Below are 14503 nucleotides of genomic sequence, written 5' to 3'. Positions count from 1 at the left end.
CTGGCCATCCTCACCACCATCGGCCTCATTTATAAGCTCGGTGCTGAGCTGGCGACTGCCGGTATCGGTTATGTGATCGTCGGCCTGCTGATCGGCGGCACCGCCGGTTCGATCATGGCCAAGCGCGTCGAAATGACCAAAATGCCGGAACTGGTCGCGTTCATGCACAGCATGATCGGCCTGGCGGCAGTGTTCATCGCCATTGCGGCGGTGGTCGAGCCGCAATCGCTGGGCATCGTTAAACACCTGGGCGACGCCATTCCAGCGGGCAACCGTCTGGAGCTGTTCCTCGGCGCGGCGATCGGTGCAATCACCTTCTCCGGTTCGGTGATTGCGTTCGGCAAGCTCTCGGGCAAGTACAAGTTCCGCCTGTTTCAGGGCGCACCGGTACAGTTTGCCGGTCAGCACAAGCTGAACGCGGTACTCGGTCTGGCGACACTGGTGCTGGGCGTGACCTTCATGCTCACCGGCAACCTCGCCGCGTTCGCGCTGATGCTGGCGTTGGCGTTCGTGATGGGCGTGCTGATCATCATCCCGATCGGCGGCGCGGACATGCCGGTGGTGGTGTCGATGCTCAACAGTTACTCGGGCTGGGCGGCGGCGGGTATCGGCTTCTCGCTGAACAACTCGATGCTGATCATCGCCGGCTCGCTGGTGGGTTCGAGCGGCGCGATCCTCTCGTACATCATGTGCAAGGCGATGAACCGTTCCTTCTTTAATGTACTGCTCGGCGGTTTCGGCAACACGGCCGACGCAGGACCTGCCGGTGCGAAAGAAGCCCGTCCGGTGAAATCCGGTTCGGCTGACGACGCAACCTTCCTGCTGACCAACGCCGACACCGTGATCATCGTCCCGGGTTACGGTCTGGCAGTGGCCCGCGCGCAGCACGCCTTGAAAGAACTGACCGAGAAACTGACCCACCGTGGCGTGACCGTGAAGTACGCGATTCACCCGGTGGCCGGTCGTATGCCGGGCCACATGAACGTCCTGCTCGCCGAGGCCGAAGTGCCTTACGACCAGGTATTCGAGATGGAAGACATCAACTCCGAGTTCGGCCAGGCCGACGTGGTGCTGGTGCTCGGCGCCAACGACGTGGTCAACCCGGCCGCAAAGAACGATCCGAAATCGCCGATTGCCGGCATGCCGATTCTCGAAGCGTTCAAGGCCAAGACCATCATCGTCAACAAGCGCTCGATGGCCAGCGGTTATGCCGGTCTGGACAACGAACTGTTCTACCTGGACAAGACCATGATGGTGTTCGGCGACGCCAAGAAAGTCATCGAAGATATGGTCAAGGCGGTCGAGTAAGTCGAGCATCACGAAGCACCACACGTGCCGATTGATAAGAAAAGGCTATCGTCGCCAATCATAAATCGGGATTTGACCCTATCAGAAGGGTAGGGGAATATCTAAATCATGTACGGGCTAGACACGGTCTATTGAGTACTCATAAGTACTTGTCGTTTTGCAGAATGCTTTCAATGGTTGCTGGACTTGAACTTTAGTTCGCGGTGCTGGCGATATTATTAATGGCGAGGTTGATGACATGAATAATTATAATGGTCGCGTAGTGATTGTAACTGGTGGTGGCTCCGGGATGGGCCGTGCCATGGTGCACGAATTTACAGCTCGCGGTGCCAACGTGGCAGTGCTGGATATCAACCCGAAACGCGCAGTGGAAACCATTTCCGAACTGGCTCAACCTGAGCTCGCCTTTGCCCACGAAGTTGATGTGAGTGACCCCAAAAGTGTCCAGTCAGCGGTTGATGCTGTTATCCAGCGCTGGGGCCATATTGATTTGCTGTGCAACAACGCGGGCATTCTGGATGGTCATGCGACTGCGCATGAAGTCAGCTTGGAAGAATGGAACAAAGTAATTGCCGTCAATTTGACTGGCCCGTTTCTGATGGCGCGGGCCGTTATCCCGCAAATGCTTAAGCAAGGCAAAGGGGCCATTATCAACACCTCGTCGACATCTGGCTTCAGTGCGGCTGGCGGCGGTACTGCGTACACCGCCTCCAAGCACGGCGTTATCGGTCTGACTCGTCAACTGACGTTCGAGTACGGGGCGCGTGGCATTCGCGTTAACACGATCTGTCCGGGTGCTACTGCGACTCCCCTGGCCTTGGCGGACCCGGTTACCGCAGGCTCTCCAGATATGGAGGCAGCCATCAAGAAATTCCCGGCCCAACGTTGGTGCCAGCCAAGCGAAATAGCCAAACTTGCTGCCTTCCTCGGCGGTGATGAAGCCGACTTCGTCCATGGCAGCGAATACGTGATGGATGGTGGTTGGCTGGCCGCGGCGCGCGATCCCTTCTGATCACGGCTGTGTAGCCATTAACTTCAATCTTTCTGTGCAAAGGTAACGGAAAAATGTTTAGTGCTCGTGAGTGGCCGGACAGTGGTGTTGAAGGATTCAAGCGGGGTTTTGAAACAGTGGACGGCACCCGTATTCATTATGTGAGCGGTGGTGTCGAGAACGGTCAAGTGATGGTACTGGTGTGTGGTTTTCCGCAAAGCTGGTATGCCTGGCGCAAGGTGCTGCCTCTGCTGGGCAAGCACTACCGGGTAATTGCGCCGGATCTTCCAGGTCAGGGTGATTCGGATCGACCGTCCAGTTGTGATACCGGCAACGTGTCGCGCCTGCTGAGAAAATTTCTGACTCAGGTGGGTGTCGAAAAGCACTCGTTGGTGGTTCACGACATTGGTGCCTGGGTGGGTTACCCGTATTGTGCTCAATTCGGTGACAGTGTCACTGGACTGGCCATTCTGGACACGGGCATTCCCGGAATCAGTTTGCCAGACAATCTTCCGTGGGCATCCGACGCTGCCTGGCGGACTTGGCATGTTGCGTTCCACAATATTCCGGACCTCCCGGAAGAGTTGCTGGAAGGCCGTGAACACATCTACTTGAGGTGGTATCTGCAACGTAAAGCGGCAAATCCTCAGATCTTCACCGAGGAAGATTTTGCCGAGTATCTACGTGCGTTCCGACTGAATGGATGGAAGGGCGGTCTCGCGTATTATCGCGCTACCACGCAGTCGGCTGAACAAAATCGTGAGTTTGCCAAAACTTTACTGAAGATGCCTGTGCTGGCCGTTCGCGCAGACCAAGGGTCGATGCCTGATCTTGTCAGCGAGCTAAAGAAAGTTGCGGCCAATGTATCGGGCACCATGGTGAAAAGCGGTCATTACATTCCAGAGGAACAACCCAACGGTCTAGTTGATGAACTGCTGAAGTTTTTTTCCAATGTGAAGTGATATCGATGGTATGACCTGCAACGCCCGGGCCTGTTCTCGGGCGTTGTTGTCTTGATGCCCGGTTTACAGCGCGTAGAACAAAGAGAGCCGTCATGTCGGAATTGAATCCGCTTAATGTTACGTATGCAGATGACCCTCGTGTGTTGATTGAGCAATCAGCAGAAGATTATTCGAGGCATGTGGTGCCGTTGTCGGCGAGAACAAATCGCTGGAGCCTGGCGATGGCCTCCTGGTCTGTGCTCAGCGCGATGTTCTACTTGTACATCAGTGTGGCAGTCGCTCAGTCCGTGGGTAGCAAGAACGCGATTGTGGGGATCGTGCTCTCGGCACTGTTCTATGGCGGCATTAACTATGTGATATCGCAACGCTCGATCAAAAATGGACTGACCGTCGCATTGCTGTCGCGCGGGATTTTCGGTGGCGCAGGTGCAATCATTTCTTCGTTGTTGTTTGCGGTGACGGCGACGTATTACGCGGTGTTTGAGGGGTCAATCATCGCGGTCGCGTTCCAGCAGTATTTCGCACCCGAGAGCGACATGCGATGGTGGTACCTGCTAGCGGTGCTGTATGCATTGCCTTTGGTGATGGGCAGTGTCCAGGTTTGGCTCGACAAGCTCAACGGTGCACTGCTGCCCCTGTATATCGTTGGCCTGGTGCTGGTTATTTTCATGGCCGGCAACAAATATGGGTTCACCACCTCGTTCCTGTCCATTCCAGCCTCTAGCGATTCGGTGGTTCCCGGATGGATGTGGGCGTTCATTGTGTACATGGGCATTTGCGTCAACATGATGGTCACGGCCGAGTTTTCGCGGTTCGGAAAGCCGGCTGATGCAAAGTTTCATGGCCTGATTACCTTTGGCCCGGTGTTCTACCTTGCGCTATTCGTAATGAATGGGTTAGCGGGCGTATTCATCATGGATACTGTTTTCCCTGGCCTGAAAGCCAGTGAGCGCGGTATCGCTGAAGCCATTTTGAATGCCTCCGGTTTTTTGGGCCTGATCTTCATTCTGATCAGTCAGACGCGCATCAATACGGCTAACTACTATGTGGCCTCGCTGAACTTCGCTGGGTTTGCTGCTCGTGGCTTGCGACTTTACTGGCCACGCTGGGTGTGGGTGCTGTTTGTGGGTTGCTGCGTTTATCTGCTGATGCTCACCAACGTGTTCAGCTATTTGCTCAAAGCCTTGGCATGGCAGGGCGTCGCGGTTACTGCTTGGGTTGCGATTCTTATGACTCACTACGCACTCAACCGTGATGCGAAACATGGTCTGGAGTTTCGTCCGGGTAGGGTCAAGGCTGTCATGCCTGGCGCATGGGCGATGGTCATTTCAACGGTCGTGGGTATCACAATCGTTGAAGGCGGGACCAAAGGTAGTTGGTATGTGGAAACCGCGCCCATTCTGATTTCGGGTCTGGCTGCGTTCAGCTACTGGATAATTACCAAATTTGTCGACGGTGGATTGATTTCCCGTTCCTCCGATCCGCGGGACGAAGTTTTCGATGTGTGGCGAGCACACATCGAGTGTCATGTGTGTAATCGATCGTACAGCGCTATTGAGATGGACCGCGATCCCTCGGCCGGACAACAGGCGATATGCGCAGGTTGCGCCGAGGGTAACTATGTCTTCCTCCAATCGGCGCGCCAGGAGGGCAGCAGTGTGCGTGCTTCTCCTGCGCAGGCCAACTAAAGGCGGGGGAGCCGTGGAGGCGCAGAGGATGCTGGGAATACCTTGACCGAACAATGCGTGCTTTGCACTCAACATGAATGAACATGTTGAGTGCTTTTTTTGCTTAACATGAGGTAATTAGTTTGGTTTTTTTTCGAAACAAGCGCTTCCTCGTTGAGTTCGCCTTGATCGTAGGTGTTTTCTCGTTCTGCACTGGCGAGTTTGCAATGATGGGTCTTATTTCAACGTTGTCGTCCGCTTTTCAGAAGCCAGAAACGAGCGTAGCCCATCTGATCAGTGCATACGCGATTGGGGTCGTTGTGGGTGCCCCTTTCATGGTGTTTGTAGGGGTTTATCTAAAAAAGCGAAAACTTATTCTGGTTTTATTGGGGTTATATGTCTGTGCAAATGCCTTGAGTTTAATGGCTCCAAACTATGAGACGCTTTTATTGTCCAGGCTATTGGCCGGCTTCCCGCATGCAGCCTATTTTGGTGTCGCCGCAATGGTGGCGGCTTCTATGGCACCATTCAATAAGCGAGGCAAGGCGGTTAGTAGGATACTACTGGGAGTAACGGCAGCAATATTGATTGGTGCACCGGGCGCGACTTACCTAGGTCAAGTTTTCGGCTGGCGTTCGGTTTTTGCCGGCATCACTATTTTCAGTTTGACGAGTTTGATTCTTCTTTATCACAATGCACCTGAAGTTGAGGATGAGCGGCGACTAAATGTCAAGGATGAATTGATGCCTTTCACTCGCCTGCAGATATGGCTTGCCCTTGCAATTGGTGCGTTTGGTTTCTGCGGGATGTTTGGTGCCTACAGTTACCTTGCTCCAATTATCTTGAATGTTACCAAGCTGGACGCTAGTTGGATCGCGCCCATGCTGGTTTTGTTTGGTGTCGGTACGATGATTGGAAATTTTGCAGGTGGCTGGCTTTATGATCGTATCAAGTTTGCCGCTGTAAAATATATTATGTTATTTAGTTTTGTTGCCTTGTTCGCGTTTCCAGTTCTGTCCCAGACGCTAATGGGAATCTCACTTGCCACCGTGTCACTTGGATGCATGGTCGCATTGGCGCCTGCACTACAGATGCGACTGATGGATATCAGTAAGCATGGACAGTCACTCGTTGCAGCTTCCAACCATGCCGCGTTAAACCTTGCAAACGCGCTCGGCCCTTGGTTGGGGGGACTCGCGATTAATGCTGGCTTGGGGTGGACATCGACAGGTTATGTAGGCGCCAGCATGGCGTTTGTAGGATGTTTAATCTACTGGCTGTCTGAGCGCTTAGAAAGCAAGGCAGAATAAAATTTGGTTGACGGATGCTCTGCTTTTTCTGAGCAATGCCCTAGATGATCGATGTGGATGTAGAGATAAATATTTCATCTCTTTTATGGGGGGCGATATTTCCGGAGAACTCTGTCGCAATCAATCCTGTACTGCGAGCGACGATATTGACAATTTGCCGATCGGTGAGGCTGTTAGTAGGTTCGGAAGTATATGAAGTCAACCGAACCCATCTGGCATCCTCGATTTCCACGGTATCTAATATGTTGATCGCTTGCGTCAGCGCTTTCATTTTACAGATGAAATGCAGATTGGATTTTCCGAGCTGATGAGTATGCATTGTAGTGAATCCAACTATGGATAAGAATACCGATTCTATTCCGGTTTCTTCCAGTACCTCACGCTGGATCGAGTGCTGAATGTGTTCACCCGATTCTACATAGCCGCCCGGCAATTTGAATCCAGTTGTTCCTCGCTCTTTTACCAGGAGTATTTCGTTCGCTTCATTCAGAACAATAGCGGCTGCACCAATTGTGTGGGTCGGAATGAAGGGTACAAAAGTACTTTTTGAAGATTGACGAATCAACGTCAACTCTTGATGAAGGCAACTGTGAAAGGTGAAACCGGCGCTGACAAATAACGGGATTATCTCAGACTGCAGAATAGGAAGTGAGATCCAGCAAAGGGACTTTTTGTGAGCGTCGAGATACATTAACAGATCTGCAATCTCAGCTTTTAGTTCCTCCGCGGAGGGGGGTAATGAAGAAGGATCAATGGTCACGCCATTGAAATTATCCAGCTCAAATTTCATAATTGGCTTCCATGAGCAAACTAACGGAACCTCAAAAAATGTCTGTCAAGCTATATGAGTGTTCGTCGCTGTGTTTGGCTGTGATGGGTAGAAATTAATGTTTTTCAATGTATGTTCATTTTGTTCGCTTGTAAAGGTCGTTTTATGATTTTTGTCCAACGCTTTGCTGAGGTGTAAGGGTTGATACAAACTTGATTGTAGGCGTTGGAGGTGTAATTGATAATGACGAAAACAGATCCGTAGCGTCGTAGTGTTGATGTTCCATGGTTGGTGTGGTTTTTGCATTTAATGTCGAAACCGCTAACGCTAGAATAGAGGCTATTATGCATTCACTCAATTCGATGGCAGGTATCAGGAAATATCGTATCCATGACGAAATCCCGATCACTTTGAGCAGCGAGGATGCGTCATTAGAGGTTGTTTCAGTGAGGGGGGAGGAGGGCGAAAAGTTAAACGAAAAAAGGACTTTATTGTCTTTTTTTGTGAGAGTTCGCGCTATTTTGATACGTGTCGTGTCTCATTTTTTTAGTTGATTGCGATCGTGCGACAGCCAAGACGTAAAAAATAATGCTTAGTGTTTCAACGATCAACTTCAAGCCACTGAGTGATATCAAGAAATTGATACTATCCAGCTTGGAGGACTAACGATCCTGCTGGATTCGCTGGATTCTAACGATAATTCGTTAAGGTAACCCATTGGCGTATTTGGATCTTTCGCACGCCACCACTCTTAAGTCCTAGCGCTGCTGCTTGGCAATCTCCTGGTTGCGCAGGATGAACCGTTGCAGCTTGCCGCTGGGTGTCTTCGGCAGCTCATTGACGAACTCGATTTCGCGTGGATAGGCATGAGCCGCGAGACGCTGGCGGACGTGTAGCCGCAGTGTTTCGGCCAGTTTCGGGCCAGGTAGATATTGCTTGTTCAGTACTACGAAAGCCTTGATCACCTCTGTCCGCTGCGGGTTAGGCTTGCCGATCACGGCGGCCTCAATCACAGCAGGATGCTCCACCAGCGCGCTTTCAACGTCAAACGGCCCTACCCGATAACCGGAGGTGGTGATCACGTCGTCGTTACGACCTACGAAGCTAATGCTCCCATCGTCATTGAGTTCTGCAGTATCCCCGCTCAAGTAATAACGACCCACGAAGGCCTTCGTCGGCATGCCGAAGTAACCAGCGAACCAGTACTGCGGCGAGCGCTCGCGATCAACTGCCAATGCACCAGGCTGGCCAGCCGGCAATTCCTGCTGCTGCTCATCAAGCACTACAATTCGGTGACCAAGAATGGCGTAGCCAGCAGAGCCTTCACGTACAGGGTGGCTCAGACCATGATGGTTGCAAAGCACCATGCCCAGCTCGGTCTGTCCATAGTGGTCGTGGATGACTACGCCTAAGTGCTCGGCGAACCAGCGGATGACTTGGGGATTGAGTGGCTCTCCGGCGCTGCTGATTACGCGCAACCGACCCCTGATGCTATCGGCGAATTGCGTACCCGTCGAGATAAGTGACGTGAAGGCCGTCGGGGAGCCGGCGAGGTTAGTGATTGCATATTTGTTGATTACCCAACAGGTGCTATCGACCGAAAATGGGCCATCGTAGAACAACGTCGCGTGACCTAAAGCCAGTGGCCCGGTGACCGAGTAATAGAGGCCATAGGCCCAGCCGGGATCAGCGAGGTTCCAAAAGCGATCGTCCGCCCGCAACTCTACTGCATCATGCATGTATCCCTTGAAAGCCAAAATGGCCCGCAATGGAACCTCTAGGGGCTTGGCTGGCCCGGTGGTCCCGGAAGTGCACATGAGAAGAAATGGGGGCTTGGCCGTCCTGAAGCAGCGGCTCGCAGTCGTTGCTCTGGCGTTGGAGGGTACTCCAAAAATCATAATCGCCGAGGTCCTGTTGAGCGGCTTCCACTGTGATCACAATGGGGCAGTTGGTGACTTCGTTCAGTTTGGGCCGGTTGTGCGCATCGGTAACAACCCAGCGCGCACCAGAGCAGTCCAGCCGCTGCTCAATCGCCTTAGGGCCGAACGCGATAAATAGCGGTTGGTACACCGCTCCTACCCGCCAGGTTCCCAAGATCGTGATCAGTAGCTCGAATGTTCGCGGTAAAAGCCCGGCGACCCGGTCACCCGGTTGCACGCCTTGCTCACGGAGGAAATTGCCAAATCGGGCAGCCTGATCCTGTAGTTCGCGAAAGGTATGGTGCGAGGCTCGGCCATCCTGTGCTTCATAGTACAAGGCCACATCTTGGCCATCGGCATGTCGGTCACAGCACTCCACACAGGCGTTTAAACCGTCCAGACTACCGTGCAGGTCTTGCTCGGCGGTTTGCAGGTAATTGAATTCGCTTGCGGCGATATGATAGTGACGCATCCCGACATCCTATAGTTGGTTATTGGAGTCATCTGGAACCGATGATCGCTCTGATTTTCTTGCGCAGCAATGTTCTGAACGCTCAGTGCGCGTGAATAGTTTGGCGAGTAACGCTAAACACGGATCATGGCCATTCAAACTTGCAGTGGGATTAAACTTCTGGATGAGCACTCTTCAAGTGCGAGTGTGCGCTGAATGATCAACCAGGAACAGATTTCCACCGCGGGTGGGTTTCGTGTTGCCGTAGGCGATGTCGTAAGTCGGCTTCATGTCGTGCGCATTTTTAATGCGGTAGGCACCTTAATCGGCTTTTCCATAGAGTCGGCCTGTAGCGTGCTTCATTAGTTCCTACCATCCATAAAATCAATTCAAGTTATACAGCTAACCGGGAAGTTTAAAATTACGCGACTCGATAATCTCAGAGAACATTCATTGATCTGGCTTTAGCCACAGCTTGAGCTCTTCGCCTTACTCCCAGCTTGCCGCAGATCCGCTGTATATGACTTTTCACCGTAAACACCGAGATGTACAACCGTTGCCCAATTTCTGCATTCGATAGACACGCTTCGACCAAACGTAAGACTTCTATTTCTCGATCCGAAAGCACGCCGTACTGTTTATCCCTCTCCACCGAGGAGCAGAGGTCTGGACAAGTTCGCTCAAGGTTTTCCATTGGCAATCGGTGTTGCATTGGCTTGGAGGCTTCAAGCCCTTTTAGAAGCCATAACTTCGCTTCCTCTTTATCGCCGGCTTTATAGATGATAAGTGCAAGTTTAAATGTCAAGTCTGTGGCGCTGGTGAGATACCCCTGAGAATAGGCTCTCGTGATGACAGCTTGAAGTTTACTGATGGCCTTTGGGTAGTCGGACACTCCTGCTTCAGCTGCCAGTCCTTCACATTCAAGCAGTAGCTCCATGGTGGACAATGGCTGGGTACATTGCCCCGACGCATGATGTTGCTGGATGCGCTCAAGCAAAGGTATCGCTCGGCCGGGCTCGCCGCGACGGATCAGAACTTTGGCTTGTGCTAATTCCAAACAGGCCAAGTAGCTTGGGGGGGCCATTTTCCTTTCGCTCAATAATCTGGCTGCTTTATCAACCAGGCTAGATGCCTTGCCGACCTCATCGTCCAGCAACGCCAGGTCTGCTAACGCCAGAAGAGCTTGATAGGCGGCCGGTTCCAATGCGTTATTCATTACGCGAAAGCTGATCCAGAACTGTTCCTCTGCCAACGCTATTTTTCCAAGGCGCATCTGTATCTGGCCAAGCTTGAGATGAGTACGGCCAACCCACCCCCGCTCAGAGAAAATGGTATTGGAGATGAGCAGGAGATTACGTTCGAGCATCGACTCTGCTTGAGTCAACTGTCCTCGTACCATCATTACGTCAGCTTGGTAGTTATCCACGATCACGGCGGGCAGATCGCTATCTAGCAGCTTCAAGAACTGCCGTGCAGACGCTAGAAGGTTGTCAGCAACCTCGAGCTGACCCGCAAACAATGCATGGTTTATTAGAGTGGAGCGACAAAGTAACTGTAGCGCCCAGTCTTGGACTGGAAGGACTTCAATGGCTTCTCGGCAGTGTAGCTGAGCGTTCGAAAGATCTCCCGATGCATGGGCTAGAAGCCCTAGCAGCGCTTGGGTCCGACTGAATGTGCGTAGTTGCAGCTCAGCGCTTGCAGCCGGTAGAAATTTGCTGAGGCTCTCCAGGCAAACCGTGGCTTTCTCTACTTGAAAGGTTGCGCCAAATGCAAAAGCACTGAGCAGCACCAGATCACTGCTGCTGTGGGTAAGGCTCGCGGGCAAATCGTTGAACCATTCAAAAACTTGTGTGGACTGGAATCCGTGTAGCAGGCGTCTATCGGCTAGCCGTTCGAGCAATTTGGTCGCTCGATGATGTACGCCAGCGGCCAGGGCATGGTCGATCGCGAAGCGGTATTGCTCTTGATCTTCCAGCCAGTTACAGGCTTGCAAGTGAATGAGCCGGGCGTCTCCTGCACTCAACTCTCTCGCCAAAATGGAGGCTGCGGTAGGCATTAGCCGAAACCAGCCTGGATGTTCGGCGATCGGGTAGAGGAAAGCGCCTTGGCTTTCTAACTCCCTAAACCATGCATGGCTGTCATCAAGTTCGAGGAGGTGCGAGCAAAGTGCGTCATTGAAAGCTGAAGCGACGGCCAGAATAGTCAACTGCCTCCGAAGTTTGTCGGGCAGTGTTTCGAGCAGCTCTATCTCAATGTAATCGCGTAGTAACGACTCGAACTGGTAATTATTGCTCAGATGGGTACGCTGGCTTGGCTGTGCGGCGAGCCAGATCGACGCTGCAGCAAACCAGCCCTGGGTGTCGCGGAAGGTACTTTCGAAAGCTTTGGTATCGCTTTCTTCGCCCAGCAGAATGCTCAGTTCACCTTGGGTAATGGTGAGATCAAGACCGGTTATTTCAAGTAGCTCATCAGCAATTAGCAATTTCGCCAAGTTGATACCAATCCGCCGCCTGGTTGCGACCCACCATTGAACAGCATTGTTGGGCAAATTCAGCAGTCGTCCTAACAAGGCGTCCAGCTCTGGTGTGGGCCGATGCGGATAGTCATCGAGCATGATCCATACAGAACTTGAAACCTCCATCAAGGTTTTGGTCACGAGCGCTTCGCTGGCTGTCTCGGGTGCACTCTCGGTAAAGGCCGCAAGGATGTTCTGAAGGAAACCTTCGTTACTCAGCGCTGCCCCGTGCATGGAAATCCAGATAGTTCGCCCAGTGGTCCTGGCCCGTGCACAGTCCGCCATCAAGGTGGTTTTGCCGCTACCGGCAGCGGCACAGAGCAAGCGCAGTCTGACATCCCGAGAGAGCACCTTGTTCATTAGTGATGTGCGGAGGATGTGGCTTCTTGGTTTTCGTGGCAGTTGGGGAAGACTGAAGTCTGGGGGAGGGGATGCTGGAATCATGGGTTTGCTCATCTCATAGGAGTGAAGCCTGTCTGCTTTTTCGGCTTTTAGTATGGGGCCAGTCCTCCTGGTGCGTCACTAGCCACAAAGCACTAACGAGAATCTAAAAAGAACTACGGTAACGCTTATATCTCCTAAGAAGTAGAAAAAAACAATATTTATCAGTTGGTTAATAGTCGCAAATTAATTTGGTCCTTTGGGGGTAATGCGATCAAGTATACCTGAGACTTAGTGTTTAACCTGATCGTGAGTCCGATCAGCGCTGTAGGCTCACGCTGTTGAATCGCGTCTGCAATAACTATTCCTGCCGCCCGCAAGCAGGTATGGGTTGCGCTCAATAATAAAAACAAGTGAGACATAGGATGCAAAACACACCCAAGTTAAGCCGAGCCGTTCGTGCGACGGTTCCTGAGATCTCCCCGCCCAGCCTGACTCTTGGTGCATTGGCTCTATGCCTGGCTCCATGTGGATCAGTATTCGCTTTTCAATTTGACGGCGAAACAGTGTCTGGCTCGCTCGACACCACTGTCTCTTACGGCACCACTTACCGAATGCAGGCTCCTTCAAAGAAGCTGATTGCTCGTTCCAATGGCGGAAGTGTCGATAATGGCCCCCTCGTTTATGACGACGGCAATCTGAACTTTCGAAAGGGAGACCTTGTATCCGAGGTGGCCAAGGTTGTGTCTGATTTGGATCTGCGATTTCAGGAGGATTACGGTGTCTTTTTACGTGGTCGCGCATTCTATGATTTCGAACTGAAAGATGACTCGCGTCGTCAACGTGAACTTAGTGATGATGGCGAAGATCTTGCCGGCTCGAGTGCCGAACTGCTTGATGCGTTCGTGTATGGCTCTTGGAAGCTTGGGGATCGCCTGTTTTCGGCTCGCTTGGGCCGACAAGTGATCAACTGGGGAGAGTCGATATTCGCCCAAGGCGGTATTTCAGCGACCAATCCCTATGATGTCGGGGCCCTTCGTGCACCTGGGTCTGAAATCAAGGAGGCCTTTCTGCCGACCCTTATGGGATCGTTTTCCTTTGAGTTGAACGAGAGCATGACTGTTGAGGGCTACTGGCAGCCGGGCTCCTCTTGGAAAGCTTCGAAGCTGGACGCTTGCGGAACCTTTTTTTCAACCACTGATGTGATCGGGGATGATGATTGCGATTATCTGCCCGTCGCGGCTATCCAGGAGTCGGTTACCGGTTTGCTGGGACGCCCCACGGCGTTCGACAGCCCAGACGAAGTGCGAGCCTATCTCAATGGCGTACCTTCCGGTATGAGGCCTCTCGCAGAGTCCCTGCTGATGAGTACCTTTGTTCCGCGCTCGCACGATGTCAAGCCAGACGGTGATGCTCAATATGGTTTAGGCCTGCGCTGGACGGCTCAAGAGCTGAACCAAACGGACTTCGGTCTTTATTACCTTCGCTATAGCACGCAGACGCCGGTAGTCAGTGCCAAAGCGGGCGCCATCCTAGCCGTACCCGGTGTCGGCCCCATCCCGTTTGCCAATCGAGCAACCTACTTCGCCGAGTACATTGGCAAGCGTGATCTCTATGGCTTCAGCTTCAATACGACAATTAATGGTGGCCCGCTGGAGGGCTTGGCGGTCGCCGGAGAACTGAGTTATCGCCCCGATTCGATTGTCAGCAAGTACACCTCGCGAGCTGTGATCTCTCCGGCTGTTGTGGGTGGCTTATCCCAAGGGACCTACATCCCCGGCTATGTCGAAAGGGGCCGGGCGCAAGTAACACTCTCCGCGATCTATCTGCTGCCGAGTGGCGTATTGCGAGCGGACTCAGGAAGCATCGTTGCCGAAGTAAGTGCCAACCGAATTTATGGAAGTTTGCCCGCGCAGACGTTCGATAACCCTGACCTTCCAGGTGGTATGACCAACAGCTCCTGGGGCACGACTACCACAGGCTCCCTGACCTACGACGATATTTTCGGCCAATTCACCGTTTCTCCTGGTGTGAGCGTTTACGCCGGCATCAACGGGCGTAACGGCGCCAATAACAAAGGCGAGCGTGCCTACACCGCGAAAGTAGATGCCACCTACAAAGAAGTCATTGGTGCTGGCATCAGCTACACGGCGTTCAATGGCGGTGGTCGTTACAACCGCGACCGTGATTTTCTGAGTTTCAATGTTAAGTACAGTTTCTGAGGTGCAGT

8 protein-coding genes and 1 pseudogene are annotated in these 14503 nt (G+C 52.6%); 6 read left to right on the top strand and 3 right to left on the bottom strand.

The genetic code is table 11. The annotated features are described in order from the left end of the window. The 5 genes from BW33_RS25375 to BW33_RS25355 all read left to right on the top strand — a co-directional run. A partial coding sequence (locus BW33_RS25375) for an NAD(P)(+) transhydrogenase (Re/Si-specific) subunit beta (RefSeq protein WP_047602018.1) occupies positions 1-1308 on the top strand: 1308 nt, incomplete at its 5' end. A 238-nt stretch (positions 1309-1546) separates the two neighbouring features. After that, the gene (locus BW33_RS25370) at positions 1547-2320 is read left to right on the top strand and encodes an SDR family NAD(P)-dependent oxidoreductase (protein WP_047602017.1); all 774 of its coding nucleotides are present in this window, start codon (positions 1547-1549) and stop codon (positions 2318-2320) included. Between the two features lie 53 nt (positions 2321-2373). After that, positions 2374-3261, top strand: coding sequence for an alpha/beta fold hydrolase (locus BW33_RS25365; protein WP_047602015.1), 888 nt, complete (start codon positions 2374-2376; stop codon positions 3259-3261). Between the two features lie 92 nt (positions 3262-3353). Beyond that, positions 3354-4949, top strand: coding sequence for a purine-cytosine permease family protein (locus BW33_RS25360; protein ID WP_047602014.1), 1596 nt, complete (start codon positions 3354-3356; stop codon positions 4947-4949). Between the two features lie 206 nt (positions 4950-5155). Then, positions 5156-6238, top strand: coding sequence for an MFS transporter (locus BW33_RS25355; protein ID WP_081794266.1), 1083 nt, complete (start codon positions 5156-5158; stop codon positions 6236-6238). A 40-nt stretch (positions 6239-6278) separates the two neighbouring features. On the opposite strand, the gene BW33_RS25350 is transcribed toward BW33_RS25355, so the two are convergent. The 3 genes and pseudogenes from BW33_RS25350 to BW33_RS25340 form a co-directional block, all read right to left on the bottom strand. After that, positions 6279-7028 carry an NUDIX hydrolase gene (locus BW33_RS25350; RefSeq protein WP_047602010.1) on the bottom strand — a complete coding sequence of 250 codons (750 nt, stop codon included), beginning with the start codon at positions 7026-7028 and terminating at the stop codon, positions 6279-6281. Between the two features lie 737 nt (positions 7029-7765). Continuing rightward, positions 7766-9398, bottom strand: a pseudogene (locus BW33_RS25345) (AMP-binding protein). Between the two features lie 418 nt (positions 9399-9816). Beyond that, a complete protein-coding gene (locus BW33_RS25340) occupies positions 9817-12126 on the bottom strand; it encodes a LuxR C-terminal-related transcriptional regulator (protein WP_052032763.1) in 2310 nt (769 codons plus the stop codon). A gap of 572 nt (positions 12127-12698) precedes the next feature. Between BW33_RS25340 and BW33_RS25335 the strand changes: the two genes are divergently transcribed. Then, complete coding sequence (locus tag BW33_RS25335; protein WP_081794262.1) at positions 12699-14495, top strand: DUF1302 domain-containing protein; 1797 nt, start codon at positions 12699-12701, stop codon at positions 14493-14495. Positions 14496-14503 lie beyond the last annotated feature (8 nt).

The organism is Pseudomonas sp. RIT288, from assembly GCF_000631985.1.
Lineage (GTDB): Bacteria > Pseudomonadota > Gammaproteobacteria > Pseudomonadales > Pseudomonadaceae > Aquipseudomonas.
Note: the sequence above shows the minus strand (reverse complement) of the source record. Positions and strands in the feature narration are given on the sequence as shown.

Coding starts and splice junctions, on each gene's coding strand:
- BW33_RS25350 (WP_047602010.1), bottom strand. CDS start 7,028: ATGAAATTTGAGCTGGATAATTTCAATGGCGTGACCATTGATCCTTCT.
- BW33_RS25355 (WP_081794266.1), top strand. CDS start 5,156: ATGATGGGTCTTATTTCAACGTTGTCGTCCGCTTTTCAGAAGCCAGAA.
- BW33_RS25365 (WP_047602015.1), top strand. CDS start 2,374: ATGTTTAGTGCTCGTGAGTGGCCGGACAGTGGTGTTGAAGGATTCAAG.
- BW33_RS25340 (WP_052032763.1), bottom strand. CDS start 12,126: ATGCACGGGGCAGCGCTGAGTAACGAAGGTTTCCTTCAGAACATCCTT.
- BW33_RS25360 (WP_047602014.1), top strand. CDS start 3,354: ATGTCGGAATTGAATCCGCTTAATGTTACGTATGCAGATGACCCTCGT.
- BW33_RS25370 (WP_047602017.1), top strand. CDS start 1,547: ATGAATAATTATAATGGTCGCGTAGTGATTGTAACTGGTGGTGGCTCC.
- BW33_RS25335 (WP_081794262.1), top strand. CDS start 12,699: ATGCAAAACACACCCAAGTTAAGCCGAGCCGTTCGTGCGACGGTTCCT.